The organism is Burkholderia arboris (genome assembly GCF_038723655.1).
GTDB lineage: Bacteria > Pseudomonadota > Gammaproteobacteria > Burkholderiales > Burkholderiaceae > Burkholderia > Burkholderia arboris.
Window position 1 is genome coordinate 496,137 of the sequence record NZ_CP109823.1, and the last position, 26,703, is coordinate 522,839.

Annotated in this window: 25 protein-coding genes; 10 read left to right on the forward strand and 15 right to left on the reverse strand. The window is 67.8% G+C overall.

From position 1 onward, the window contains the following. The first annotated feature begins 319 nt into the window (after nucleotides 1–319). On the forward strand, nucleotides 320–1,801 hold the full coding sequence (locus OHZ10_RS34840) for a SulP family inorganic anion transporter (RefSeq protein ID WP_342706439.1): 1,482 nt from the start codon (nucleotides 320–322) through the stop codon (nucleotides 1,799–1,801). Between the two features lie 27 nt (nucleotides 1,802–1,828). On the opposite strand, the gene OHZ10_RS34845 is transcribed toward OHZ10_RS34840, so the two are convergent. Both OHZ10_RS34845 and OHZ10_RS34850 read right to left on the reverse strand, forming a co-directional pair. Further along, the gene (locus tag OHZ10_RS34845; RefSeq protein WP_256087475.1) at nucleotides 1,829–2,293 is read right to left on the reverse strand and encodes a DUF1269 domain-containing protein; all 465 of its coding nucleotides are present in this window, start codon (nucleotides 2,291–2,293) and stop codon (nucleotides 1,829–1,831) included. Nucleotides 2,294–2,338: 45 nt separating this feature from the next. After that, nucleotides 2,339–2,977, reverse strand: coding sequence for an NAAT family transporter (locus OHZ10_RS34850; RefSeq protein ID WP_342706440.1), 639 nt, complete (start codon nucleotides 2,975–2,977; stop codon nucleotides 2,339–2,341). Between the two features lie 119 nt (nucleotides 2,978–3,096). On the opposite strand from OHZ10_RS34850, the gene OHZ10_RS34855 reads away from it, so the two are divergent. Beyond that, complete coding sequence (locus OHZ10_RS34855) at nucleotides 3,097–3,315, forward strand: DUF6566 family protein (RefSeq protein WP_059241973.1); 219 nt, start codon at nucleotides 3,097–3,099, stop codon at nucleotides 3,313–3,315. Nucleotides 3,316–3,364: 49 nt separating this feature from the next. Here OHZ10_RS34855 and OHZ10_RS34860 read toward each other — a convergent pair whose 3' ends face one another. Together OHZ10_RS34860 and OHZ10_RS34865 are read right to left on the reverse strand one after the other, a co-directional pair. Next, complete coding sequence (locus tag OHZ10_RS34860) at nucleotides 3,365–3,742, reverse strand: DUF5594 family protein (protein WP_174993924.1); 378 nt, start codon at nucleotides 3,740–3,742, stop codon at nucleotides 3,365–3,367. Nucleotides 3,743–3,784: 42 nt separating this feature from the next. Further along, nucleotides 3,785–5,317, reverse strand: coding sequence for an FAD-dependent oxidoreductase (locus OHZ10_RS34865; RefSeq protein ID WP_342706441.1), 1,533 nt, complete (start codon nucleotides 5,315–5,317; stop codon nucleotides 3,785–3,787). Nucleotides 5,318–5,551: 234 nt separating this feature from the next. Between OHZ10_RS34865 and OHZ10_RS34870 the strand changes: the two genes are divergently transcribed. Then, entirely contained in the window at nucleotides 5,552–6,712 is a 1,161-nt protein-coding gene (locus tag OHZ10_RS34870) for an NAD-dependent formate dehydrogenase (RefSeq protein ID WP_256087478.1), read from the forward strand. 27 nt (nucleotides 6,713–6,739) lie between these two features. Here the strand turns inward: OHZ10_RS34870 and OHZ10_RS34875 are convergent, their stop codons facing one another. The 6 genes from OHZ10_RS34875 to OHZ10_RS34900 form a co-directional block, all read right to left on the reverse strand. Continuing rightward, entirely contained in the window at nucleotides 6,740–8,164 is a 1,425-nt protein-coding gene (locus tag OHZ10_RS34875; RefSeq protein WP_342706442.1) for a PLP-dependent aminotransferase family protein, read from the reverse strand. A 389-nt stretch (nucleotides 8,165–8,553) separates the two neighbouring features. Next, nucleotides 8,554–8,808, reverse strand: a complete 255-nt coding sequence (locus OHZ10_RS34880) for a hypothetical protein (protein WP_059242499.1) — start codon at nucleotides 8,806–8,808, stop codon at nucleotides 8,554–8,556. Nucleotides 8,809–8,843: 35 nt separating this feature from the next. Then, the gene (locus OHZ10_RS34885; RefSeq protein WP_174994563.1) at nucleotides 8,844–9,299 is read right to left on the reverse strand and encodes a DUF1269 domain-containing protein; all 456 of its coding nucleotides are present in this window, start codon (nucleotides 9,297–9,299) and stop codon (nucleotides 8,844–8,846) included. A gap of 69 nt (nucleotides 9,300–9,368) precedes the next feature. Beyond that, nucleotides 9,369–9,566 (reverse strand): hypothetical protein, encoded by a 198-nt coding sequence (locus tag OHZ10_RS34890; RefSeq protein ID WP_059241984.1) that lies wholly within the window; start codon nucleotides 9,564–9,566, stop codon nucleotides 9,369–9,371. Nucleotides 9,567–9,620: 54 nt separating this feature from the next. Next, nucleotides 9,621–10,070, reverse strand: a complete 450-nt coding sequence (locus OHZ10_RS34895) for a phosphate-starvation-inducible protein PsiE (protein ID WP_256087481.1) — start codon at nucleotides 10,068–10,070, stop codon at nucleotides 9,621–9,623. Beyond that, on the reverse strand, nucleotides 10,067–10,426 hold the full coding sequence (locus OHZ10_RS34900) for a helix-turn-helix domain-containing protein (RefSeq protein WP_081052126.1): 360 nt from the start codon (nucleotides 10,424–10,426) through the stop codon (nucleotides 10,067–10,069). Before OHZ10_RS34900 ends, OHZ10_RS34895 begins: the two co-directional genes overlap by 4 nt. 376 nt (nucleotides 10,427–10,802) lie before the next feature. On the opposite strand from OHZ10_RS34900, the gene OHZ10_RS34905 reads away from it, so the two are divergent. From OHZ10_RS34905 to OHZ10_RS34925, 5 genes are all read left to right on the forward strand, one after another. Beyond that, a complete protein-coding gene (locus OHZ10_RS34905) occupies nucleotides 10,803–11,870 on the forward strand; it encodes a Dyp-type peroxidase (RefSeq protein ID WP_059241987.1) in 1,068 nt (355 codons plus the stop codon). After that, nucleotides 11,863–12,678 (forward strand): family 1 encapsulin nanocompartment shell protein, encoded by an 816-nt coding sequence (locus OHZ10_RS34910; protein WP_059241989.1) that lies wholly within the window; start codon nucleotides 11,863–11,865, stop codon nucleotides 12,676–12,678. Before OHZ10_RS34905 ends, OHZ10_RS34910 begins: the two co-directional genes overlap by 8 nt. Nucleotides 12,679–12,783: 105 nt before the next feature. Next, nucleotides 12,784–13,053 (forward strand): hypothetical protein, encoded by a 270-nt coding sequence (locus OHZ10_RS34915; RefSeq protein ID WP_059241991.1) that lies wholly within the window; start codon nucleotides 12,784–12,786, stop codon nucleotides 13,051–13,053. A gap of 619 nt (nucleotides 13,054–13,672) precedes the next feature. Continuing rightward, nucleotides 13,673–16,510: an ATP-dependent Clp protease ATP-binding subunit gene (locus OHZ10_RS34920; protein ID WP_340626112.1), complete on the forward strand. Its 2,838-nt coding sequence runs from the start codon at nucleotides 13,673–13,675 to the stop codon at nucleotides 16,508–16,510. A 125-nt stretch (nucleotides 16,511–16,635) separates the two neighbouring features. Then, nucleotides 16,636–18,915: an FdhF/YdeP family oxidoreductase gene (locus OHZ10_RS34925; RefSeq protein ID WP_342706443.1), complete on the forward strand. Its 2,280-nt coding sequence runs from the start codon at nucleotides 16,636–16,638 to the stop codon at nucleotides 18,913–18,915. Between the two features lie 99 nt (nucleotides 18,916–19,014). Here OHZ10_RS34925 and OHZ10_RS34930 read toward each other — a convergent pair whose 3' ends face one another. After that, nucleotides 19,015–20,436: a purine-cytosine permease family protein gene (locus tag OHZ10_RS34930; protein WP_174994559.1), complete on the reverse strand. Its 1,422-nt coding sequence runs from the start codon at nucleotides 20,434–20,436 to the stop codon at nucleotides 19,015–19,017. Between the two features lie 397 nt (nucleotides 20,437–20,833). On the opposite strand from OHZ10_RS34930, the gene OHZ10_RS34935 reads away from it, so the two are divergent. Further along, on the forward strand, nucleotides 20,834–21,757 hold the full coding sequence (locus OHZ10_RS34935) for a LysR substrate-binding domain-containing protein (protein ID WP_059241999.1): 924 nt from the start codon (nucleotides 20,834–20,836) through the stop codon (nucleotides 21,755–21,757). Between the two features lie 54 nt (nucleotides 21,758–21,811). On the opposite strand, the gene argE is transcribed toward OHZ10_RS34935, so the two are convergent. The 4 genes from argE to OHZ10_RS34955 form a co-directional block, all read right to left on the reverse strand. Next, the gene (argE, locus tag OHZ10_RS34940) at nucleotides 21,812–22,975 is read right to left on the reverse strand and encodes an acetylornithine deacetylase (protein ID WP_256087486.1); all 1,164 of its coding nucleotides are present in this window, start codon (nucleotides 22,973–22,975) and stop codon (nucleotides 21,812–21,814) included. After that, nucleotides 22,968–23,645 carry a DUF1028 domain-containing protein gene (locus tag OHZ10_RS34945; RefSeq protein WP_174994557.1) on the reverse strand — a complete coding sequence of 226 codons (678 nt, stop codon included), beginning with the start codon at nucleotides 23,643–23,645 and terminating at the stop codon, nucleotides 22,968–22,970. The genes argE and OHZ10_RS34945 overlap by 8 nt, the downstream gene beginning before the upstream one ends. Then, nucleotides 23,642–24,091 carry a RidA family protein gene (locus tag OHZ10_RS34950; protein WP_059242004.1) on the reverse strand — a complete coding sequence of 150 codons (450 nt, stop codon included), beginning with the start codon at nucleotides 24,089–24,091 and terminating at the stop codon, nucleotides 23,642–23,644. Before OHZ10_RS34950 ends, OHZ10_RS34945 begins: the two co-directional genes overlap by 4 nt. 75 nt (nucleotides 24,092–24,166) lie before the next feature. Then, a complete protein-coding gene (locus tag OHZ10_RS34955) occupies nucleotides 24,167–25,489 on the reverse strand; it encodes an NAD(P)/FAD-dependent oxidoreductase (RefSeq protein ID WP_342706444.1) in 1,323 nt (440 codons plus the stop codon). A 318-nt stretch (nucleotides 25,490–25,807) separates the two neighbouring features. On the opposite strand from OHZ10_RS34955, the gene OHZ10_RS34960 reads away from it, so the two are divergent. Next, nucleotides 25,808–26,686, forward strand: coding sequence for an AraC family transcriptional regulator (locus OHZ10_RS34960; protein WP_059242009.1), 879 nt, complete (start codon nucleotides 25,808–25,810; stop codon nucleotides 26,684–26,686). The last annotated feature ends 17 nt before the right edge of the window (nucleotides 26,687–26,703 follow it).

Sequence of the window (26,703 nt, forward strand, 5' to 3'; positions counted from 1 at the left end):
GCCTCGGCAGCCGCTGCGCGGCGCGACGTTTCCCCGTATTTCCTCCGAATTCCCCGAGATTCCTATGTAGCGCTTCGCGAACTACCCATCGTCATCCAGCCTGACCGACAGGGGGTTCGCGTACCCGCTGTGCGGGCCTGCGCATTCGCGCGCCGGCCGCACAGCGCCTTTTCGCTCTCGAAGCCGCCGCTCGTGCAGCCGTCGTCGCCGCGCCCGCCATCGGGCCGCGCGCGGCCGTGCAGTGCGTCACCTTCGCATCGAACCGCGCCCCGGCGGCCGGCAGTTCCGTCATCTGCTTCCTATCGCTATCGCCATCGCCATGCAAACCCGCTCCTTACGCGACGAATGGTTTTCCAGTCTCCGCGCCGATCTTCTCGCCGGCACGGTCGTTGCGCTCGCACTCATCCCCGAAGCGCTCGCGTTCTCGATCATCGCGGGCGTCGACCCGAAGGTCGGCCTCTATGCGGCGTTCAGCATCGCCGTCGTGTCCGCGATCGCGGGCGGCCGGCCCGGCATGATCTCGGCCGCGACCGGCGCCGTCGCGCTCGTCATCACCTCGCTCGTGAAGCACCACGGCGTCGAGTACGTGCTCGCCACCGGCATCCTCGCGGGGCTGCTGCAGATCGCCGCCGGCCTGCTGAGGCTCGGCACGCTGATGCGCTTCGTGTCGCGCTCGGTGATCACCGGCTTCGTCAACGCGCTCGCGATCCTGATCTTCCTCGCTCAGCTGCCGCAACTGCACGACGTGCCTTCCTATGTGTACGCGATGGTCGCCGGCGGTCTCGCGATCATTTACCTGCTGCCGCGCGTGACGCGCGCGGTGCCGTCGCCGCTCGTGTGCATCGTCGTGCTGACAGCCATCTCGATGGCCCTGCACCTGAAGCTGCCGACCGTCGGCGACATGGGCGCGTTCCCCGACCGGCTGCCGTCGTTCGCGCTGCCGCACGTGCCGTTCACGCTCGACACGCTGCGCATCATCTTCCCGTATGCCGCGGGCGTCGCCGTGGTCGGCCTGCTCGAATCGCTGATGACGGCCGCGATCGTCGACGACTTCACCGACACATCGAGCGACAAGAACCGCGAATGCCGCGGCCAGGGCGTCGCGAACATCGCAGCCGGCCTGCTCGGCGGGATGCCCGGCTGCGCGATGATCGGGCAGACCGTCATCAACATCAAGTCGGGCGGGCGCGGCCGGTTGTCAACGTTCGTCGCCGGCGCGTTCCTGCTCGTGCTCGTGGTATTCCTCGGCCCGTGGGTGCGGCAGATTCCGATGGCCGCGCTCGTCGCGGTGATGATCATGGTGTCGATCAGCACGTTCAGCTGGCGCTCGCTCGCGAACCTGCGCACGCATCCGGCAAGCTCGTCGTTCGTGATGGTGGCGACCGTTGCCGTCGTGGTCGCGACCGGCAACCTCGCGATCGGGGTCGGGATCGGCGTGCTGCTGAGCGCGCTGTTCTTCGCGTCGAAGGTGCAGCGCGTGCTGCGCGTCGAATCGGCGCTCGACGATGCGCGCGGCGCGCGCCGCTATGTCGTGCGCGGGCAGGTGTTCTTCGCTTCGTCGGAAGCGTTCGTGTCGGCGTTCGACTTCAAGGAACCGGTGAAGCACGTGCGGCTCGACCTGTCGCACGCGCACTTCTGGGACATCACCGCGATCGACGCGCTCGACCGGATCGTCCACAAGTTCCGGCGCAACGGAATCGACGTCGAGGTCGGCGGCCTGAATCGTGCGAGCGCGACGATGATCGACAAGTACGCGACACACGACAAGGCCGGCGCGCAACCGGAGGCGGCCGCGCACTGAACCTGCGACCGCGGCCGGCGCGGCGCGTCAGTCGCTCGCCGGGCGGTTGCCGCCGCCGCGCGCGTTCGAGATCGCTTCGACCAGCTTCAGTTCGTCGTCGATCGACAGCGTCGTGTCGAGCACGTCGCCGCCGAACGGCGCGAGCGCCGCGCTCAGCGCGTAAATGTCGAGCTGCGTCGCGTCGAGTCCGAGCGATACGGTGCCGGGGCGCGCCTTGCGCGCGACGCGATCGGTCAGCGCGTCGTCCACCGGCCGCGCGCGCCATGCGTCGAGCGACGATTCGAGGTGCGCGACCACGCTGTCGAGCAGCGATCCGGACGACACGCGACCGGAATCGACCGATTGCGTGCGCAACTGTCCGTCGCTCGCACACTCGACGATCACGACCGCCGCCAGCGCGACGACGTGCCGGTCGCGCAACGTGCCCAGTTCGGCCAGCGCACGATGGGCGGCCTGCAGATCGGGGTAAGACAACGCAATCAGCGTATTCATCGACCACTCCATGCAATCGAATGACCGGATGCCGGCACGCCGCACTCAATGCGACAGCCCGAACGCGGCCTTCAGGCTCGCGACGATCATCTGCATCGCGATCGCCGCGAGAATCATCCCCATCAGGCGCTGCGTGACCGCCGTCACGCGCGGCGACAGGTAATGGCCGATCAGCGGCGCCGACAGCAGCGAGACGGCCAGCAGCACGAGAAACGCGGCCAGCCCGAGCGCAAACGCGAATGCCTGCCCGGTCGAGAACGCGTTGTGCCCTAGCACGATCATCGTCGCGATCGTGCCGGGGCCGACCAGCAACGGAATCGTCAGCGGATAGATCGCGACGCTCTCGGCCTCGGCCGGATCCGCGCCTTCGTCCGCACCCGGCGCATGCTGGCGGCTCGGCGAGCCATGCAGCATCGACAGCGCGATCAGCAGCACCAGCAGCCCGCCCGCGAGACGAAAATCGTCGATCGTCAGGCCGAACACGTGCAGGATCGCACCGCCCGCGACGGCCGACACGATGCAGCCGACCGTCACGCCGATCGCGGCCGTCACCGCGACCTTGCGGCGCACGCCGTCCGCCGCGCCCTCGGTCAGCGACAGGAACACCGGGATGTTCGCGATCGGGTTCATGATCGCGAACAGCGCCGCAAACACCTTGATGGAAAAAGTCAGGTCGAAGCCCACAGGGTCGCTCCCGTATCGTGCGGCAAGCCGAGGATGGATCCGGGCGGGTTTCCGGTGCGCGGCGCGCGCCGGGCTGATACGATCGACGCACCGCGTTCACGCACGACGGAGGGCCCCCAATGCAAGCCACCGATACCTTCATGGATCACGAGATTCGCGTCGAAGCGACGCGCAACGCAAACGGCGCGTGGGTCGCGCAGGTGCGGATCTTCCGCGACGGCGCGCCGGTCGACCTGCCCGCGCCCGAACTCGTCACGCCCGAATGGCTCACGTGCGACGAAGCGCTGCGCGGCGGCATCGACCAGGGGCGCGTGATCGTCAGGACGCGCGACCGTTAGCGGCACCCGGTTCATCGGCGAAGCGACGGCCGGCATCGCACGACGCGCGTCACGCGTCGAAATCGAGGTCGCCGATCAGGATCTCGCGGTCGCGCTGGGTCCGTGAGCTGAAATCGACCGGCAACTCCATCTGCCAGCGCTCGATCGTCACCGGCAGCGCCGCGAGATAGCGGTCGAAGCGGCTGCGGTCGGGATCGGCCAGCAGCTCGGCGATCGCGTCGTCGCGCCACGCGAGCCGCGCATTCAGCCGGTTCGGCAGACCGGCCGTCGACGTGAGGCCGGCGACCTCGACGCAGGTCGGGCTGCCTTGCCCGTCGTGCGGCACGACGTCGACCTTCACGTCGCCGGGCCGATACAGGCCGAGCAGGCGCGTGGCGATGCGCGGCGCGAACTCGGTTTCGAAACGTGCACGGACGTCGGGATTCATCTTGCCTCCACTCCAGGTTCGGATCGTGTCGTCATGCCGCTGTCACGCGGCTGCAATCTGCCGCTCGAATGCGGCTTCCACTTTCAGGCTGTCGAGATCGCGGCCGATCGTCACGACCGCAAGCCGCGCGTTGCCGCGCCAGTACGCGATCGAGCAGTCGCGCGCACCGAGATCGCCATCGATCTCGACGCGATCCCATTGCTCGGCGTGCCCGACATAGTTGATCGTCAGGTCGTAATGCTGGCTCCAGAAAAACGGCACCGCCTCGAACGGGCGCTGCTGGCCGAGCATGTTGCACGCCGCGACGATGCCCTGCCGCTCGGCGACAACCCAGTGCTCGACGCGAATCCGCTCACCCGTGAGCGGATCGGGCCAGCGCGCGATGTCGCCGGCCGCATAGATGCCGGGCGCACTCGTCTGAAGGAAGCGGTCGACCGTCACGCCGCGCTCGACGGCCAGCCCCGCATCCTGCGCGAGCTCGACGTTCGGATGCACGCCGATGCCGACCACCACGACATCGGCCGGCAGCACGTCGCCGGTCGACAGCGTCACGCTGTCCGGCCCGATCTGCACGGGCGTCGCGCCGAGATGGAACACGACGCCGTGCGCCTCGTGCAGCGCCTTGATCGTGTCGCCGAGCGCATCGCCGAGCACGCGTGCCATCGGACGCGCATCGGGCGCGACGACCTGCACGTCGAGCCCGCGCGTGCGCAACGCGGCGGCCGCTTCGAGCCCGATGAAACTCGCGCCGACCACCACGCAGCGGCGCGCCGTTTTCAGCCTGGCGATCAGCGCATCGCAATCGGCGCGCGAACGCAGCACGCACACGTGCGGCAGGTCGGCACCGGGCACGCTCAGACGGTTCGGCTCCGCGCCCGTGGCGAGCAGCAGCGCGCCGTAGCCGACGCGGCTGCCGTCGGCCAGCTCGACCGCCTGCTGCGCGGAATCGATCCGCACGACGCGTGCGCCGCACCGCACGTCGATCCGCTGATCGGTATAGAACGACGGCGCACGCAGCGGCAACCAGTCCGCGTCGGCCGTACCCGCGAGGTAATCCTTGGACAGATTCGGCCGGTCGTAAGGCGGATCGGCATCGGCGCTCAGCAGCGTGACGGGATGCGGATAGCCTTCCTGCCGTAGCGTCACGGCCGCGGCGATCGCGGCGGCGCCGCCGCCGACGATCACGACCGACGCCGGCAGCCCGGCCGCGTTCAGCACCGGCGGCACCGCCGCCGGCCGCGCATCGAGCACGACGGCGCGGCCGTCGCGGCGCTCGACGCGCCAGCACGGCAGCCCGTCGAGCGCAGGCGCGCGCTGCATCTCGCCCGTGCGCAGGCAGAATGCCGCGTGATGCCACGGGCAGCGGATCGTGTCGCCGACCAGCAGGCCGTCGGCCAGCGGCGCACCGTAGTGCGTGCAATTCGCACCCACGGCGAACAATTCGTCGGCGCGCCGCACGAGCAGCACCGCGGCATCGCCGACATGGCCCTCGATCATCGCGCCGTCGGCGATCTCGTCGAGCGCGATGCCTGCCGCGAGATCAGGGCGTGAAGACGAAGCGTCGCTTGCAGTCATGACGTGGCTCCCGGAAAGTCAGGTAACGATCCCATTATCGACATCCCGCCTGAAAAGAACAGGTACAGACGCCCCGCAGCGCACGCAAACACGGACTGTAGCTTGCATGCGATCCATGACGGGCGTAGAACGTCATCAACGCTGCGGCGCAACACGCCGGCCGCCTGCGGGGCACGTCGCGCCTCCTGCGCAATCCGCGTGCCGCCTTCCCTCTGTCGCGAGGAGTGCTACCCGATGGCCACCGTCCTGTGCGTGCTTTACCCCGATCCTGTCGACGGCTACCCGCCGCGCTACGTGCGCGATGCGATTCCGGTCATCACGCGCTACGCGGACGGCCAAACCGCGCCGACGCCGGACGGCCCGCCCGGTTTCCGGCCCGGCGAACTCGTCGGCTCGGTGTCCGGCGCGCTCGGGTTGCGCGGCTATATGGAAGCGCATGGTCACACGCTGATCGTCACGAGCGACAAGGACGGCCCCGGCTCCGAATTCGAGCGCCGGCTACCCGAAGCGGACGTGGTGATCTCGCAGCCGTTCTGGCCCGCGTATCTGACGGCCGAACGGATCGCCCGCGCGCCGAAGCTGAAGCTCGCGCTGACGGCCGGCATCGGCTCCGATCACGTCGATCTCGACGCCGCCGCGCGTGCGCACATCACCGTCGCCGAAGTCACCGGGTCGAACAGCATCAGCGTGGCCGAGCACGTGGTGATGACGACGCTCGCGCTGGTGCGCAACTACCTGCCGTCGCATGCGATCGCGCAGCAAGGCGGCTGGAACATCGCCGATTGCGTGGCGCGCAGCTATGACATCGAAGGCATGCATTTCGGCACGGTCGGCGCGGGGCGCATCGGGCTCGCCGTGCTGCGCCGGCTGAAGCCGTTCGGCCTGCACCTGCACTACACGCAGCGCCACCGGCTCGATGCGTCGGTCGAACAGGAACTCGGGCTCACGTATCACGCCGATGCCGCGTCGCTCGCGAGCGCCGTCGACATCGTCAACCTGCAGATCCCGCTGTATCCGTCGACCGAGCGCCTGTTCGACGCGGCGATGATCGCGCGAATGAAGCGCGGCGCGTACCTGATCAACACCGCGCGCGCGAAGCTGGTCGATCGCGACGCGGTCGTGAATGCCGTCACGTCCGGCCATCTCGCGGGCTACGGCGGCGACGTGTGGTTTCCGCAGCCGGCGCCGGCCGATCATCCGTGGCGAACGATGCCGTTCAACGGCATGACGCCGCACATCTCCGGCACGTCGCTGTCCGCGCAGGCGCGCTACGCGGCCGGCACGCTGGAGATCCTGCAATGCTGGTTCGACGGCAAGCCGATCCGCAACGAATACCTGATCGTCGACGGCGGCACGCTCGCGGGCACCGGCGCGCAGTCGTACCGGCTGACGTAACGCCGCGCGCGACGCGCGGCGGTACGTTCAGTCGGCGCAGTATGCGGCGAGCTTGCCGACGGTCACGACCGCCTGTTCGATCTCCGGCGACCACGGGCTGCTGTAGTTCAGGCGGATGAAATTCCGGTAGCTGTCCGCGATCGAGAACATGTAGCCGGGACCGATCGTGATGCCCTGCTCCAGCGCGAGCTGGTACAGCCGCATCGCATCGACCTGCACGGGCAACTCGATCCACAGCACGTACCCGCCCGCCGGACTCGAGATGCGCGTGCCTTCCGGGAAGAACCGCGACACCATCGTCCGCATCAGGTTCGACTGCTGCGCGTACGCCTTGCGAATCCGCCGCAGGTGATGTTCGTAGCCATCGCGCTCGAGAAACTCCGCGATCGCGAGTTGCGGCAGCGACGGCGTCGCCAGCGTGTTCAGGAATTTCAGCTTCTCGACCTGTTCGCGATAGCGGCCCGGCAACGCCCAGCCGATCCGGTACGCGGCCGTCAGGCTCTTCGAGAACGAAGCGCAATGCAGCACGATGTCATGGCGGTCGAACGACTTCAGCGTGCTCGGATGGGTGTTGCCGAAGTACAGTTCGTTGTACACGCCGTTCTCGATCAGCGGCATGCCCGTTTTCGTTGCGTACTCAACCAGCTCGCGCTTGCGCTCGTCGGGCATCTGGAAGCCGAGCGGGTTCTGGAAGTTCGGCATCACCATGCACGCGGCGATCGGCTGCGACTTCGCGATCGCGGCCAGCGCCGCGATGTCGATCCCGTACTCCGGATGCGTCGCGACCTCGATCGCCTTCATCCCCATCCGTTCGATCGCGTGCAGCATCGCGTAGAACGTCGGCGATTCCACCGCGATCGTGTCCCCCGGCTTCGCCACCGCCTGCAGGCACAGGTTGATCGCCTCCGTCGCGCCGACCGTCACGATGATCTCGTTCGGATCCACCGACATCCCGTTTTCCAGGTAGCGGCGCGCGATCTGCCGGATCAGCCGCGGATGGCCGGGCGGCAAGCCGTCCGTCACGCCCCACAGCGACTTGTCGCGGCCGGCTGCGTACGCATAGCGGTTCAGCTTCTCGAACGGGAACAGGCTCGGGTCCGGGTACGGCGAGCCGAGCGGCACCGCATCGTCCGTGCCGATCGAGCGCAGCGTCGACAGCACGAGCCGGCTCACATCGACCGACGACGAGATCGCGATCGGCTTCGACGGCCGCAGCTCGCGCACCGGCGCGTGGCTGTCGTCGCGCCGCAGGTTCACGAAATAGCCCGACTGCGGCCGGCTTTCGAGCAGCCCGCGGCTTTCCAGCAGCAGATACGCATGCAGCACGGTCGTAATGCTGATCCGATGCTGCTGGCTCGCCTGCCGCACCGAAGGCACACGGTCACCGTGTCGATAAACGCCTTGCCGGATGAGTCTCTCTATGTCGTTTGCAAATTTCTCGTAGAGCTTCATCCGCCTCGCCCCGCCAGCGGTGAACCGGCCTGCGATGCGTGGGCGGCACGGCCGCGCCGGCGCCCGAAGCCGGATAGCCGTGCCCGGGCGCGGGTGTCCCGGTGCGAACCTCGTCCGTTATCGAAATTGAAGGCGGATAGCAATGCGAATCTCATCAAGACAAGGTTCGGCATCCTACTGCGTCATTTCGACGAATGTAAGTGACAGTTTGGCGAGGAAACGTCAAATCCGGCCGGCATGGTGAACAGATTCGAATGCGACGGCGCGGCCCGGCGCGAGCGCGCGGCAGCCGTTCGCCCAGCGCTGCGCAGGCGCACGTGATCGCGCATTGCCGTCGGCGGTCGGCCTGCGGTCGCGCGGGACCCGGTCATGCGCGGGCCGGTGTGCGCTCAAGCGTCGTCGACGTTGTCCGCGTAATGATCGATCGCGACCTTGCACTCGTCGAATACCACCGTCAGCAGCGCGACGTCGTTCGACTCGACCCATTTGCGGATCTGCAGGAACTGCCCGGTGCCGAGATCGGCGAGGCGGGCCGGATCGTCGGTCGTCACGTCGACCGTCGCGATCGCGCGATTGCCGTTGCCGGGCAGCGGCGACAGCGTCGCCGCGATGTCGAAGCGACGGTACGATTGATCGATGCGCATGCGGTTCTCCCGAATCGGTTCGAAGAATGACGCGCTCAACCGAGCGCCTGGCGGAAGACCTTGCCGCCGAATCCTGTCACGACGTTGTCGACCGAGAACGGCGTATCCTCCTTCGCCTCGACGATGACTGCGACGCTGCCGGGCGCGAGCCGCGCGGCCACGGCTTCGACGAAGGTGCCGTCGAGCAGCGCATTGCCGGCCGCATCCGCGAGTATGCCGGCGCCCGCGCCGGCCGCCATGCCGGTGACCACGCCGAGCGGCCCGGCGAGCAGGCCGAGCAGGCCGCCCGCGATCGCACCGATCACGCCGCCCTTGAACGGCCGCGATTCGGCCGCGAGCACCGCGAGCTTGCCGGCCGCGTCCTTCTCGACGACGACGCCGTTCTCGATGTGGAATCCTTCATTCTTCTCCGACAGCGCCTCGAAATCGTTCACGGCCCGATGGGCCGTGTCGACGCTGCCGAACACGGCGACGATCAGTTGCTTGGTCATTCGATACCTCGCTCGGTTGGATGGTCCAGTTCAGCCGACGCACCGCATGCGGGCGCGTCGGGATTCGATTCAGACGCCGGTGGCCGCGACGCGTGCGCGAGCGGCATCGGCATAGGCGTGTGCAGCCGCCTGCTGCAGCCCGGCCACCGACGGCGCGCATGCATGCACCGGGTCGGCATCGCGCGCGTCGCGCGCCAGCCGGTAGGCGTCCGACGCCGCCTGCTGCAACGCGATCGCCTGTTTCGTTTCGACGGAATGCGTGTTCATCGGGCACCTTCCTTGCAGAGCCATCGCACATGCATGCGACATGCCGCGCGCCCGTCACCGGCGCGCATGCACATCGTCCTCGACATCGTCGACATCCGCCGGAAAGCGATGCTGGCCGAAACTCAGGATCAGCACGCCGACCGCGAGCAGCACGATCCCGAAGGTGGTCATCAGCATCCGCTCGGGGCTGTCGGTCGCGCCGCGCAGGATCAGGTCGCGCGCGAGCGACGTCATCGCAATGAACAGCGGAAACCGCACGGGCAGCCGGCCGAGCCGCAGGTAGCGCACGTCCATCGCGAGCACTTCCAGATACAGGAACATCAGCAGCAGGTCGGTCAGCGACACCTCGCCCGCGAGCACGACCTTCCACGCTTCCTGCGCCATCGCGAACGCAGTCGCCAGGCCGATCACGATCAGCCCGGCCAGCTCGGCCGCGTGCAGGAAATGACCGAAACGGCGACGGATGCGCTCGGCCGGCGAGCAGGAAACGGTAGACGTATTCAAGGCGACAGTCGGTGTGCAGGTGCGTGAGCGGCGCCGGGCGGCGGGAAATCGGGGCAATGCGCCGGGCGATGCGCGGCGCCGCGCGCCTCCGGCGCGGGCGGGCGAGCGGGACCGGTCGCCTGCTCGACCGCGGACAGCGTGCGGCGGCAGCACACATGGAACGCATCGCCCGCGTCGGTGCAGGCGACGTCGTCGTGCTCGCGGCACAGCAGCAGGCGGCAGCCGAGATACCGTTCGAGCGCGTCGATCCGGTCGCTCACCTGCGCCTCGCCGAGCTTCAGTTCGGCCGCGGCGGCGGACAGGCCTCCCTGCTCGACCACCGCGACAAATACTCGCATCGCTTCCAGCAGGTTCATGGTGACGCTCCTCGTCGGCGGCGCAGCGGGACCTAATCTACTGCACGCGGCACGCACGCTCAAGAGCACAGCACCGCAGCCGCCAGGAGTACAGCTGGGCGGGCGCCGCGCAAAATCCGGCCCTGTTTGACGCAATCGAATGACAGATTGACGATACGTGTTCCAAAGACCCGCCGAAGCTGCTAGATTGCATGCTCGACGACGTTACGCGGTGCGGGCAGGTCACGCGCCGGGCGGCCGGCCGCCGCTGCTGCGGCCCGTTGCGCGATGCCCGCGCAACGTCCTTCATCCGCATGTCACAAAGAGAACAGTCGCATGACACAGTTCAACCGAACGCCCTCGCGCGCTGCGGCAACCGCGGCCCGTCCGTCCCGACATGACTGACCGGCAGGCCGCGATGCAGACTCCTCCCCCGCTCTCCCAGGCCGTTCACAGCACGATCACGCGCAGCGCGATCTTCCTCGTGGCGACGATCAATCCCGGCGCCGATCACGCTGACACGATCCGCTCATGGTGCGGCGACATCGCCGCGCTCGTGCGCTCGGTCGGCAAGCGTGTGCCGGGCGGCAACCTCACGTGCGTGTGCGGCTTCGGCGCCGACGCGTGGGATGCGCTGTTCGGCGATCCGCGCCCCGCGTCGCTGCATCCGTTCCGCGAGTTCGGCGCCGGCCAGCGCGTCGCGGTCGCGACGCCCGGCGACATCCTGCTGCACATCCGCGCTGAAGCGATGGACCTGTGCTTCGAACTCGCGACGCAACTGCTCGGCGCGCTCGGCGATGCGGTGACCGTCGTCGACGAAGTGCACGGCTTCCGCAATTTCGACCAGCGCGCGATGATCGGCTTCGTCGACGGCACCGAGAACCCGGAAGGCCGCGAGGCGGTCGACTTCACGGTGATCGGCGACGAGGACGCGGAGTTCACGGGCGGCAGCTACGTGATCGTGCAGAAGTACCTGCACGACATGGCCGGCTGGAACGCGCTCGCGGTCGAGACCCAGGAGCGCATCATCGGCCGCACCAAACTGTCCGACATCGAGCTCGCGCCGGACGTGAAGCCGTCGTGCTCGCACAGCTCGCTGACCACGCTCGACGAAGACGGCCAGGAAGTGAAGATCCTGCGCGACAACATGCCGTTCGGGCGCCCGGGCGCCGGCGAATTCGGCACCTATTTCATCGGCTATGCGCGCTCGCCGGCACCGATCGAGCAGATGCTCGAGAACATGTTCGTCGGCCGCCCGCCCGGCAACTACGACCGCCTGCTCGACTACAGCCGCGCGGTCACCGGCTCGCTGTTCTTCGTGCCGTCGGCCGACCTGCTCGAAGCGCTCGCCGACCGCGCGGCCCCGGCCGCCGACGCCGCGCCACCGGAATCCACGTCGTCCGCGCCGCGGCGCGACGGCTCGCTGAAAATCGGCTCGCTGAAAGGAACCCCGACTTATGAATAACCTGCACCGCGAACTCGCCCCGATCTCGTCGTCCGCCTGGGAACAAATCGAGGAGGAAGTGGCGCGCACCTTCAAACGCTCGGTGGCCGGCCGCCGCGTCGTCGACGTCGATGGCCCCGAAGGCCCCGAACTGTCGGCCGTCGGCACGGGGCACCTGCTGGAGGTCGCCGCGCCGCGCGAGCACGTGAATGCGCGGCTGCGCGAAGTGCGCACGATCGTCGAGCTGACGGTGCCGTTCGAACTGAGCCGCGCGGCGATCGACAGCGTCGAGCGCGGCGCGCGCGACGCCGACTGGCAACCGGCGAAAGAAGCCGCGCAGCGGCTCGCGTTCGCCGAAGACAACGCGATTTTCGACGGCTACCACGCAGCCGGCATCGTCGGCATCCGCGAAGGCACGTCGAACCGCAAACTCACGCTGCCGGCGGACGTCAGCGCCTATCCGGACGCGATCAGCGATGCGCTCGAGGCGCTGCGCCTCGCCGGCGTCGACGGTCCGTACTCGGTCGTACTCGGTTCGGACGCCTACACCGCGCTCAGCGAAGCGCGCGACCAGGGCTATCCGGTCCTCGGCCATATCAAACGCATCGTCAGCGGCGAGATCATCTGGGCGCCGGCGATCAGCGGCGGCTGCGTGCTGTCCATGCGCGGCGGCGATTACGAGCTGCACCTCGGGGAAGACGTCTCGATCGGCTACACGAGCCATAGCGACAAGGCCGTCCGCCTGTACCTGCGCGAAACGTTCACGTTCCTGATGCTGACGAGCGAAGCATCGGTGGCCGTGGCGCCGCAGGGCAATACGGCGGCCTGAACCCGGTTGCCCGCGCGCGGCGCCCGCCCGGGCTTCGCGCGCAACCGGCCACGCCGCCGACTGCAGGTTCGTCGCCGATCCAACCCATCTTGCATGGAGTGTGTCATGAGCGAATCGAATGAGGCATTGCAGGCGCTGCAGGCGTCGGTCGACACCCTGAAGCGGACGGTCGACGCCCACGCGGGCAGCCAGGCTGGCGACACCGCCGTGTTGTTTACCGTCGTCTCGCTGATGCTGGCCGAGTTGCCGCCCGACACGCGCAACCTGATCGAGGATTCGTTCTCCGTCTGGGCCAATGGTCTGCCGAATGCGGCACTCTCGACCGACGTGAAACAGATTGCGCGACAGCGGCTCGCGATGACACTCTCCGACTGATTGCGGTTTTCCACGGTTGCGCCGTTCCGGCTCAACCCGTGCCACCCGTCCTCGCCTTCGGCCACCCCGTACGCCCCGGTTGCGGCGCGCGCGTGGCCGGTCGTGACCGGTTTGCGCACGCGCCCCTCGCGGCATCCGCGCCGCGCCCCGCCTCCCGTATCGCCAACCGTCTGCCGGCGGCCGGCGCCCTGCGCGCCGATGTCGCACCGCGCGCCGTGCGCGCGCCCCCCCTCCCCGCGTCCAGCCATCGCATGCTGCACCCGCCGCGCAGGCCCGCGCCGCCGCGCATGCACCCGTCTGTACTCCTTGCCACCGATGCACGCGGCCATGTGAGGGTGCAATTCACGGCCAGCCCGGCAGGGAACTGTGTCTTGGATGGCCTCCGCCGATTCGTTATTTTGAATGCAGTCGAAGCGATGCCGTGGGCTCCTCGCAGCACTCGCGCTTTCCGCCCCGATTGCGACCGTGCGCCACGCCGGCGCGCGCTGCGCCGCTGCACGGGCGCGGCACGCGCGCCGCCGCGCCGCGCGTCGTGTGTGCGCGGTCGGGACGCGCGAGCGCCGCACCGCATCGGGACTTCACCCTTCGACCCACCTTCACCGACAGGAGCCAGACCACCATGCCCGCACTTTGCGATATCTGCCACGCCCGGCCGGCCGTCGCGCGCGCAACCGTGATGCAGGACGGCGAGCGCAAGACGATCTCGATCTGCGATTACCACTTCCGTCAGCTGATGCGGCATCAGAGCATGCTGAACCCGTTCGACTCGCTGCTGGGTGGCGGCTCGTCGTCGCTGTTCGGCGAATCCGGCGACGAATCGCCGCTTGCCGCGGAGATTCCGCGCGAATCGGTCGACCCGACCGACGCGTTCAGCGAACAGACGCTCGAACTGCTGCAGCGCGCGGCCGAGAAGGCGCACGAGCTGCGCCGCAGCGAGCTCGATTCCGAACACCTGCTCTACGCGCTCGCGGACACCGACGTGTGCGCCGCGCTGCTGAAGGAACTGAAGCTGTCGCCGCAGGACATCAAGTCGTACATCGACGCGCATGCGCACACCGGCACGGCCGACCCCGATGCGCCGCTCGACAAGCTGTCGATCTCGCCGCGCGTGAAGAAGGCCGTGCAGTACGCGTTCCAGGCGTCGCGCGATCTCGGCCACTCGTACATCGGCCCCGAGCACCTGCTGATCGGGCTCGCGTCGGTGCCGGACAGCATCGCCGGCACGCTGCTGAAGAAATACGGCGTGACGCCCGAGGCGCTGCGCCAGAAAGTCGTGAAAGTGGTCGGCAAGGGCGCCGAGGACGGCCGCGTCGATGCGCCGACCGGCACGCCGAACCTCGACAAGTTCGGCCGCGACCTCACCGCGATCGCACGCCAGGGCAAGCTCGATCCGGTGCTCGGCCGCGCGCAGGAAATCGAGAGCACGATCGAGGTGCTCGCGCGCCGCAAGAAGAACAACCCGGTGCTGATCGGCGAGCCGGGCGTCGGCAAGACGGCGATCGTCGAAGGGCTCGCGCAGCGGATCGTCAACGGCGACGTGCCCGAGGTGCTGCGCGACAAGCGGCTCGTCGAAGTCAACATCAACTCGATGGTGGCCGGCGCGAAATATCGCGGCGAATTCGAGGAGCGCGCGAAGCAGCTGATCGACGAAGTGACTGCGAAGCAGGACGAACTGATCCTGTTCATCGACGAGCTGCATACGATCGTCGGCGCGGGCCAGGGCGGCGGCGAAGGCGGCCTCGACATCGCGAACGTCCTGAAGCCCGCGCTCGCGCGCGGCGAGCTGAGCCTGATCGGCGCGACGACGCTCAACGAATACCAGAAGTACATCGAGAAGGACGCCGCGCTCGAACGGCGCTTCCAGCCCGTGTTCGTGCCGGAGCCGAGCGTCGAGCAGACGATCGTGATCCTGCGCGGGCTGCGCGACAGCCTCGAGGCGCACCACCAGGTGACGTTCGCCGACGACGCATTCGTCGCCGCCGCCGAGTTCGCCGACCGCTACATCACGTCGCGCTTCCTGCCCGACAAGGCGATCGACCTGATCGACCAGGCTGCCGCACGCGTGCGGATCGGCGCGACGTCGCGCCCGGTCGACATCCAGGAAGGCGAGGCGCAGATCGCGCAGTTGAAGCGCGAGCAGGACTACGCCACGTCGCGCAAGCGCTTCGACCAGGCGAAGCAGTTCGAGGAGCAGATCAACGAGAAGCAGAAAGCCGTCGACGAGATGATGGAGGCGTGGCAGCGCAAGACCGGCTCGGAAACGCTGGAAGTCACCGTCGAATCGGTGGCCGAGGTCGTGTCGCGGCTGACCGGCATCCCGGTCTCCGAACTCACGCAGGAAGAACGCCAGAAGCTGCTGCAAATGGAAGAGCAACTGCGCGAGCGCGTGGTCGGCCAGAGCGATGCGGTGGTCGCCGTCAGCGATGCCGTGCGGCTGTCGCGCGCGGGGCTCGGCCAGACGCACCGGCCAATCGCGACGTTCCTGTTCCTCGGGCCGACGGGCGTCGGCAAGACCGAGCTCGCGAAGGCGCTCGCGGAGACCGTGTTCGGCGACGAGCAGGCGATCATCCGCATCGACATGTCCGAGTACATGGAGCGGCACGCGGTCGCGCGGCTGATCGGTGCGCCGCCCGGCTACGTCGGCTACGACGAAGGCGGCCAGCTCACCGAGCGCGTGCGGCGGCGTCCGTACAGCGTGATCCTGCTCGACGAGATCGAGAAGGCCCATCCGGACGTCTACAACGTGCTGCTGCAGGTGTTCGACGACGGCCGGCTGACCGACGGCAAGGGTCGCGTGGTCGACTTCAGCAACACGATCATCATCGCGACGAGCAACCTCGGCGCGGCGATCATCATGGACAACCTCACGCAACCCGAAGCCGCGCGCAAGACCGACAAGGCGGTCCGCGAGGAGTTGATGCAGGTGCTGAAGGGGCATTTCCGCCCCGAGTTCCTGAACCGGATCGACGAAGTGATCGTCTTCCACGCGCTGTCGAAGGACAACATCCGCTCGATCGTGCAGATCCAGCTCGACCGCGTGGTGCGTACGGCCGCCGCGCAGGACATCACGCTCGTGATGGGTAGCGCGCTCGTCGATCACCTGACCGAAGTCGGCTACCAGCCGGAGTTCGGTGCGCGCGAGCTGAAGCGCCAGATCCGCCAAACCATCGAAACGAAGCTCGCGAAGGAAATCCTCGCCGACCGGCTGAAATCGGGCGACCGGTGCGAAGTCGACTTCGACAAGGACAGCGACGAAGTGAAGTTCACCACACTCGCCGCGCCGGAAGCGAAAGACACGAAGGACGCGAAGAAGGACGCTGACGGCAAGGCGAAGCCGAACGGCAAGGCCGCCAAGGCATCCGGCAACGCGAAAGCGGACGACACGCCCGCCGACACGCCGCCGCCCGCGGCGAAGTCCGGCAAGAAGTCGTCCGGTGCGAAGAAGGACGCGCACTGAGAAAAACACGTGCCCTGCAGCCCGGGGGCACGCATGACCGGCTCCGTCCACCGGACGGAGCCGCCCCACGCCGCGACATGGCGCAACCGAGCCGCCCGCACCGGGCCCGGCTCTTGGAGATTCACATGACAAATCGACGCGAAGTGCCAGGCATCAGGAAGTACGATGGGCCCGCCGGCGGTTGGGGCGCGCTTCGCGCGACAGCCGATGCGGTGCGTACGCAGATGGAAACCATCGAGGCGCCGATCGTGCTGATGCGGACCAACCAGCCCGACGGCTTCGACTGCCCCGGCTGTGCATGGCCCGACAAGGAACACAAGTCGACGTTCCAGTTCTGCGAAAACGGCGCGAAGGCCGTCACGTGGGAAGCGACGACCAAGCGCGTGACGCCCGAATTCTTCGCGGCGAACACGGTGTCATCGCTGCTGCGCATGTCGGACTACGAACTGGAGAACATGGGCCGGCTCACGCATCCGCTCGTCTACGACCGCGCGAGCGACACGTTTCGCGCGATCGAATGGGACGACGCGTTCGCGCGCATCGGCGAAGTGCTGCGCGCGCTGCCGCCCGAGCAGGTCGAGTTCTACACGTCGGGCCGCGCGTCGAACGAAGCCGCGTACCTGTACCAGCTGTTCGCACGCGAACTCGGCACCAACAACTTCCCCGACTGCTCGAACATGTGCCACGAGCCGACCAGCGTCGGCCTGCCGCAGTCGATCGGCATCGGCAAGGGTACCGTCTCGCTGGAGGATTTCGACCACTGCGAGCTGATCATCTCGATCGGCCACAATCCCGGCACGAACCACCCGCGGATGATGGGCACGCTGCACGAGTGCTCCCGCCGCAACGTGCCGATCATCGTGTTCAATCCGCTGCGCGAGCGTGCGCTCGAGCGCTTCGCCGATCCGCAGGACATGATCGAGATGGCGTCGTTCGGCTCGACGCGAATCGCATCGACGTACTACCAGGTCGACGCGGGCGGCGACGCGGCCGCACTGAAGGGCATCATGAAGGCGCTGCTGCAGCTCGAAGCCGAGCGCGGCGACGTGCTCGACCGTGACTTCATTGCGCAGCACACCAACGGCTTCGATGCGTTCTCGGCCGACCTCGAAGCCACGTCGTGGGACGACATCGAACGCGCGAGCGGCCTCAGCCAGGCGCAGCTCGAACAGGTCGCGCTCGCGTACGCGAAGTCGAACGCGACCATCATCACGTACGGGATGGGCGTCACGCAGCACAACAAGGGCACCGCGACCGTGCGCCTGATCGCCGACCTGCTGCTGATGCGCGGCAACATCGGCAAGCCTGGCGCCGGCGTATGCCCGCTGCGCGGCCATTCGAACGTGCAGGGCAACCGCACGGTCGGCATCACCGAGAAGCCGTCGGCCGAGTTCCTGAAGAAGATCGAGGACGTATGCGGCTTCACGCCGCCCGCGCATCACGGGCACGACGCCGTGCAGGCGATGCAGGCCATGATCGACGGTACCGCGAAGGCACTGCTGTGCCTCGGCGGCAACTTCGCGGTCGCGCTGCCCGATCCGGAACTGTCGTTCCCGGCAATGGCGAAGCTCGACCTGAGCGTGCATCTCGGCACGAAGCTGAACCGTTCGCACCTGCTGGTCGGCAAGGAAACCTTCATCCTGCCGGTGCTCGGCCGCACCGAGCTCGACATGCAGGCAACCGGCCGCCAGTCGATCACGGTCGAGGATTCGATGTCGATGGTCCATGCGTCGGCCGGCAAGCTCAAGCCTGCGTCCGACCAGTTGCGCTCGGAGCCCGCGATCGTCGCGGGGATCGCGCATGCGACGCTGCCGAACAGCAAGGTCGCATGGCTCGACCTGATCGCCGACTACGACCGCATCCGCGACCTGATCGACCGCACGGTGTCCGGCTTCGAGGCGTTCAACGAGCGCATCCGCACGCCTGGCGGCTTCCGGCTGCCGCTGCCGCCTACCGAGCGCGTGTGGCCGACGGCGACCGGCAAGGCGATGTTCTCGGTCTACAAGGGCGTGAAGGAAGACGCGGACGTGCTCGGTGCCGAGCAGGTGCTGCGGCTGATCACGCTGCGCAGCCACGATCAGTACAACACGACGATCTACGGGCTCGATGATCGTTATCGCGGCGTGTTCGGACGGCGTGACGTGCTGTTCATGAACACGGCCGATCTCGCGAAGTACGGGCTCGAACACGGCGACCTCGTCGACATCGAGACAATCACTGCATCGGGCCGCACGCTGCGCCTCGAGAAGATCACCGCGATCGAGTACGACATCGCGCCGGGATCGGTCGGTGCCTACTATCCGGAGGCGAACGTGCTCGTCCCGCTGGACTACATCGACAAGGAAAGCGGCACGCCGTCGTACAAGTCGGTGCCGGTGCGCGTCGCGCGCTCGGCGGTCGTCTGATGGACCGGCAGGCGTGCGGTATCGGGTCCGCCGCGCGCCTGCCCGCGCCTGCCATTGGCCGCCGCTGCGCCACAACCCAAGCGGCGGCCCTCCTTTCCTTCAACGCACTGCCGTCGGCGGCAGATGCGCACCGCCTTGCCGGCGCCGATACGCACTGTCGCGCGTCGCGAGCCAGTAGTACAGCGGTGACGTCAGCAGCAAGCCCACGACCCACGACAGGTCCGCGCCGCCCAGATGCGCGGGAATCGGGCCCGCGTACATCGGCGTGTTCATGAACGGAATCTGCACGAGGATGCCGATCGCATACGCGAGCAGCGCCTGCGGATTGAAGCGGCCGTAGATCCCGCCGTCCGCCATGAAGATCGACTGGATGTCGTACTTGCCCTTGTGGATCACGTAGAAGTCGATCAGGTTGATCGCCGTCCACGGCACCAGCACGACGAGCAGCGCGAGCACGAGATCCACGAGGTTGCCGATGAAGTTGGTCGATGCGCCGATCGCCGCGTAGCAGCACGCGACGAAGATCACGACCGACACCACCGCGCGCGCCTTCGCAGTCGGAATCCACTTGTACGCGAACGTCTGCACCGACGTGATCACCGCGAGCACCGCGCCGTACAGGTTCAGCGCGTTGTGGCTGATCACGCTCAGCAGGAACAGCACGAGCATCAGCGGCCCGAGCGGGCCCGTTGCCTGCTTGACCGCGTCCATCGTGTCCGCGCCGGCCGGCACCGCGAGCACCGCAACCGCGCCGAAGATGAACGCGAGCGTCGAGCCGATCGTGCAGCCGAGATAGGTCGCCCAGAACGTCGACGCGACGCCGACATTCTCCGGCAGATAGCGCGAATAGTCCGACACGTACGGCGCGAACGCGATCTGCCACAACGCCGACAGCGACACCGTCGCGAGCCAGCCCGCGAAGTCAAAGCCGCCGCGCGTCAGGAAATCGTCGGTCGCCACGTGCGTGAGGATCATCCAGAAGCCGATCACGATGCCGATGCCGAGCACCCACGTGCCGATGCGGTTCAGGATGTGGATGAAGCGGTAGCCGACGATGCCGATCAACCCGGAACCCACCGCGCCGATCACGATGCCGACGGGCACCGGCACCGACGAGGCGATGCCGTGCACCGACTTGCCGGCCAGCACGATGTTCGACGCGAAGAAGCCGACGTACATCACGGCCGCGATCACCGTGACGAGCAGCGCCCCCCACGAGCCGAACTGCGCGCGGCTCTGGATCATCTGCGGGATGCCCATCTGCGGCCCCTGCGCCGAATGCAATGCCATCAGCACGCCGCCAACCGCCTGGCCGACGACGATCGCGACGATGCCCCACATCAGGTTCAGGTGGAAGATCTGCACGCCGAGCGCGCCGGTCACGATCGGCAGCGGCGCGATGTTGCCGCCGAACCAGAGCGTGAACAGGTCGCGCACCTTGCCGTGGCGCTCCGCGGGCGGCACGTAGCCGATCGTGTGTTTCTCTATCATCGGGGACGCATTGCGTTCCGCGTTCGTCATGGTGATGTCTCCTGTCCTGCGCGGCGATGCGCGCTTGCCGTTTCCGCCGGCGCGCGTCGGGGTGCGCGCCGGCAATCGGGTCCGGATACGCGAGCGACGACGCGCCGCGTGTGCGCGCGGCGGTGTCGACCGAAGCGGCACATCTGCGGCATGCGGGGACGGATGACATGCCCCGCCAGCGCGTGCGCGGCCGCGTCGTGATCTTCGTGATCCAGGTTGGAGACGATGGTGCGCCACGTGCGGGGGGGCCGGAAAATACTAAAAATATTTCCGCGACATACGAAAAAGCTCTGCAGCGGAAACTCCGGCACCGCGGCTCTTCAGGTAAGGTGCTACGCAAAACCATGGACAGATTGCGCGCAGCGGCGGCAGGCCGGCGTGCGTATCAGAGGTGCTTGTGGCTCACTACACTTTGCGGCAACTGAAATACTTCATCACGACGGTCGAATCCGGCAGCGTCGCCGAGGCCTCGCGTCAGCTCTTCATCGCGCAGCCGTCGATCTCGAGCGCGATCAAGGGACTGGAGGAAAGCTTCGGCGTGAAGCTGTTCATCCGCCATCATGCGCAGGGCGTGTCACTCACGCCGAGCGGCACGCGCTTCTACCGGAAAGCGCAGGAGCTGCTGCGCATCGCGCACGAATTCGAACAGAACGCACTCGCCGACAACGACGTGATCACCGGGCAGATCGACATCGGCTGCTTCGAGACGGTCGCGCCGCTCTATCTGCCGCAACTGATCGCGGGCTTTCGCGAGCGCTACCCGGGCGTGAACATCCGGCTGCGCGACGGCGACCAGCAGGAGCTGGTGCAGGGCCTGACGTCAGGCACGTTCGATCTCGCGCTGATGTACGACCACGATCTCGACGGCACGATCGAGACCGAGCCGCTGATGCCGCCGCAGCAGCCGTACGTGCTGCTGCCGGAAAACCACCGGTTCGCAGGCCAGTCGCACGTTTCGTTGCGCGACCTCTGTGTGGAGCCGATGATCCTGCTGGACGTGCAGCCGAGCCGCACCTACTTCGTCAGCCTGTTTCATGAACTCGGGCTCACGCCGAACATCGTGTTCGGCTCGCCTTCGATCGAGATGGTGCGCGGAATGGTCGGCCAGGGATTCGGCTTTTCGCTGCTCGTCACGCGCCCGCATTCCGAATACACGTACGACGGCCAGCGTGTCGTGACGATCGGCCTCAGTGAAACGGTGAGCCCGTCCGGGCTCGTGAGCGCACGGCTGAAGCGCGGCCAGCTCACGAAGCAGGCGCAGTCGTTCGTCGATTTCTGCCGCGAGCGGCTCGCGCAGATCGTCGCGGAATCGGCGCGATAGGAAGAAGTAACGCGCACGCGCCGCAGGAAGCGGTGCGTGCGTGTCGGCAACAGGTCAGGCCGCCGCTGAAAGATGCGCGGCCAGGCGACCCAGCATCGCGTCGCATCCGTGCAGTTGCTCGAGCGTGACGAACTCGTCGGGCTTGTGGCCCTGGTCCATGCTGCCGGGCCCGCACACCACGGCCGGAATGCCGGCCTGCCCGAACAGCCCGCCCTCGGTGCCGAACGCCACCGTGCCGAACGCACTGGAACCGCTCAGCATCGCGAGCAGGCGCGCGGCTTCGCTGTCCGGCGCAGTGGCCAGCCCCGGATACGCGCCCAGCGGCTGCAATCGAATGTCGGTATTGCTCTGCACCGCACGCATTCTCGGCAACAGTTCGGATTCCGCATAGTCCTGCAGCTTCCTCGGCACCTCGTGCGCATCGAAATCCGGCAGCGCACGCACCTCGAAATCGAACTCGCATTCGGCCGGTACGATGTTCAGCGCACGGCCGCCCTTGATCAGCCCCGTCTGCACGGTCGAGAACGGCGGATCGAAACGGCCGTCGTGCCGCTCGGGTCGCGCGAGCGCCGCACCGATCTCGCCGAGCCGGCCGATCAGCTTCGCCGCATAGTCGATCGCATTGACACCCGACGGCGCGTACGCCGAGTGGCACGCGGCGCCCTTCACGTGGCAGCGCATCGCAAGCTTGCCCTTGTGACCGAGCACCGGCTTCAGTTCGGTCGGTTCGCCGATCAGGCACAGCCGCGGCCGATGCTCGCGCGCGGCCAGGTGTTCGAGCATCGGCCGCACGCCGAGGCAACCGACCTCCTCGTCGTACGAGAACGCCAGATGCACGGGCACATTCAGCGGCCGGGCAACGAACGCCGGAACCGCCGCGAGCACCGACGCGATGAAACCCTTCATGTCGGCCGTGCCGCGGCCGTACAGGCGGCCGTCGCGCTCGGTCAGCCGGAACGGCTCGACCGTCCACGCCTGCCCGTCGACCGGCACCACGTCCGTATGGCCCGACAGCGCGATGCCGCCGCGATCGCGCGGCCCGATCGTCGCGTACAGGCTCGCCTTCGTGCGTTCCGCGTTGTAGAACAGTTCGCTTTCCACGCCGAAGCCCGCCAGATAGTCGCGGATGAAGCCGATCATCTCGAGGTTCGACTCGCGGCTGACCGTCGCGAAACCGATCAGCCGCTCGAGCAGCGCGCGGCTCGACATATCACTCATCGCCCGGCACCCCGTAGCTCGGCGCGGCGGTCGGGTTCAGCGCGCGCGTCTGGTAATCCTGCATCTGCGGCCGATACGCACGCCACAGCGCATCGAGCTGCCCGAGCGGATCGGTATCGGCCCAGTCGACGCGCAAATCGACGATCGGCCAGGTCACGTCGCCGGCCACCTTGAGCGCGGCCGAATGCACCGGCCCGGCCTCGCCGCCGGCCGCCATCGCCGCGTGCATCGCCGCCAGCAGCCGGTCGGCGAGCAGGCCGGGCGCCTGTTCGAACGCCTGCACCATCGCGTCGATCACGGCCGGCGCGGCCAGCAGGTTGCCGGCCGCCATGCATTGCTCGCCCTGCACCGCGTGATGCGTACCGAGCGCTTCCTTGCCGGTGAAGCACGCCGTGTGCCCCTGCCCGTCGATCACCGTGACCTGCCGGTACTGGCTCCAGCCGTTCGCGCTCAACGCGCGGTCGAGCGCCGCGGCGGGCGCAAGCTGGTCGTGTTCGATCAGGTCGAGGATCTGCGGGCCGAGCGCCGGCAGCGTGATGTTCTGCGTCGCGACGGCGCCGACGCCCGCGCGCACCCACGGGCAGCGCGCGCCGACCGCGATGCTCGACGAGCTGATCGCGATCCCGAGCTGGCCGGTCTCCGGGCAACGCCCGACGATGGAGAAAGTCATGTCGCCTCCTGGGCGCGGTGCGGCTGCCAGTTGTCCGGGATCACCGCGATCACATCGATCTCCATCAGCCACTGCGGCTGACCGAGCGCGGACACGACGAGCCCCGTCGAGATCGGATACACGCCCTTCAGCCACTTGCCGACTTCCTGGTACACGGGCTCGCGATAACGCGGATCGATCAGGTAGGTCGTCGTCTTCACGATGTGCGTGATGTCGCTGCCGGCTTCCTCGAGCAACTGCCTGACGTTCTTCATCGCCTGCTCGGCCTGCGCGCGCGGATCGCCGAGGCCGATCAGGTTGCCGTCGAAATCGGTGCCGACCTGGCCGCGCACGTAGACGGTGTTACCGGCACGCACGGCCTGGCACAGGTCGTTGTCGAGCGTCTGGTTCGGGTAGGTATCCTTGGTGTTGAACATGCGGATACGCGTATGGGTAGGCTGGCTCATCGAAGTCCTTCGAGTGTCGGGGTGTTCGCCTGCCACGCCGACAGCGGTCGCGGCGCGGCGGGTCGTATCAGGGGGTCAGTTCGCCGCTTCGGCGAGCGGACGCGCGTCGGCCGGTGCCGGCTGCGCGGCCGCGCGGTGCTGCGACGCGTCGTGGTACGCGAGATATTTGCGCTGCGTGACGATGTGATCGGCGATGTGCTTCGCGTCGTGCCACACGCCCCAGATGAAGCTGGAGCCGCGCCGCGACAGCCACGGCAGCCCGAGGAAATAGATGCCGGGCTCCTTCGACACGCCGCGCTGGTGCTGCGGCTTGCCGGTCGGCGCGAACGCGTCGACGTCCAGCCAGCCGTAGTCGACCGCGTAGCCCGTCGCCCAGACGATCGACGCGACGCCGGCACCGGCGAGGTCGAGCGCGAGGATCGGATGTGCGACGCATTCGGGGTTCGGCAGGATGCGGCGTGCCTCCGGCTCCTCCGGCAGGTCGAGGCCGTTGCGTGCCGCGTAGGCGTCGGCCGCGTCGAGCAGCGACAGGTAGTTCTCGTCGCCGCGGGCGAGATTGACCGCGAGATCGCGTTCGAACACGGCCACGCCGCCGTCGAACGACTTCGTCAGCCCGACGAGCGTCACGCCCTGGTTCGCGAGCGCGCGAAAATCGACCGTGTGGCCGCCGCGCGCGCCGCTCACCGCAATCGTCACGTGTTCGCGGCCGGGCGTCGCGATTTCCTTGTCCCATTCGCCGAGCACGCCGAGCCACCAGCAGAAGTCGCGGCCGCGATACGCGCGCGGCGGGCGATCGTGCGGCCCGACCGACAGATAGACCTGGCGGCCCGCGCGCTGCAGCTCGTCGGCGATCTGCACGCCCGACGAACCGGCGCCGACCACCAGCACCGCGCCTTCCGGAAGCTGGCCCGGATTGCGATAGTCGGCGGAATGGAGCTGCACGAGGCGCGCGTCGGCCGGTGCGATCGGCGGAATGACCGGGCGCTGGAACGGCCCTGTCGCGACGACCACGCGATTCGCCTCGATCGCGCCGTCGGAGGTTTCCACGACGAAGCCCGGCTTGCCCGTGTTGCGCACGACGCGCTTCACTTCGACCCCCGTGCGGATCGGCGCGTTGAATTTGCGCGCATACGCTTCGAAGTAGTCCGCGACCTGGTCTTTCGACGCGAACGCATCGGGATCGAGGCCGTCGAATTCGAGCCCCGGGAAACGGTCGTGCCATGCCGGGCCGTTCGCGACCAGCGAATCCCAGCGCCCGGTGCGCCAGCGTTCGGCGATGCGGCTGCGCTCCAGCACGAGATGAGGCACGCCCAGCTTGCCCAGGTGTTCGCTCATGGCCACGCCGGCCTGCCCGGCGCCAACGACGAGCGTATCGATTGAGGTTGTTTCGACTGCCACGGCTGTCTCCTTCTGAAGTGCGGCTCATGCGACGCTCGTGCAGTCGCGTGAGTTGGAATGGAGACATTCTGCTGACAGGCCGCCCGGCGCGAAATGATGTTTTTTGTTGGTGTTGACGAGAAAAAAGCTGGGGCGAGCCGTGGTCGTGCGGGCAGCGCTGCGGCCCCGGTCCCGGGATACCGGGCGCCTCGTCGGCACAATCGTCGGCGCACCCATGCCGACAAGGCCGAGACGGATTGCCGGCGAAACGCGTCGGCGAAGATTTCGTTTTGACGCTATTCTGCGGTTCGAACAGGGATGACCGTGCCCGAGTGACCTATGTCTGCAATCGACTCCGACGATATCGAGCAACACGCGCGTCAGGCGAACGGCCCGGCGACGCGCCGGAATGACGCGCGCGTCTGGCGCTCGACGCTGATCCCCGGCGGAGAGATGGTCACGGCCCGGTTCACCGACCATGTCTATGCGCCTCACTGGCACGACGCGTACACCATCTCGGTCATCGAGCGGGGAGCTGAGCGTTACGACTACCGCGGTACGCGGTTCGTCGCCGACGCCGGGTCCCTGCCGATCATCAATCCCGGCGAAATCCATACGGGCTCGAGCGCGGCCGACGCGGGCTGGCAGTGCCGCACGTTCTATTTGCCGGTCGATTTCGTGCAGGGCGTGGCCGAAGAGGCCGGGTCGTCCCGTCACGATACGCCCTGGTTCGACTCGGACATCATCAAGGATGCCGACCTGGTCGGCCGCGCGCTGCGCGCGCACCGCGTGCTCGAGACCGGCACCGACATGCTTGCCGTGGAGTACGCGCTGCTCGATGCCGTTTCCACGCTGCTGAAGCGCTACGGGCGGATGCGTCCGCCTTCCCGGCCAATGAGCATCGATCGCATGCGTGTCGAGCGCATGAAAGCGCGCATGCTCGACGAGCTGACCGCGTCGCTCGATCTCGCCGAACTGGCCAATGTCGTCGGGTTGTCGAAATTCCATGCGGCGCGCATCTTCTCGCGCGAAGTCGGCATGGCGCCGCATGCGTGGCGCAATCAGGTTCGGCTGGCCCGCGCGTGCGATGCGCTTCGTGCCGGCATGCCCGCAACGGACGTGGCCGCGACGTTCGGCTTCGCGGACCAGAGCCACTTCAACCGTCACTTCAAGAAAGCCAACGGCGTCGCGCCGAGTCGCTGGCGGGCCACCCGGTAAAAAAACGCGCAAACCAC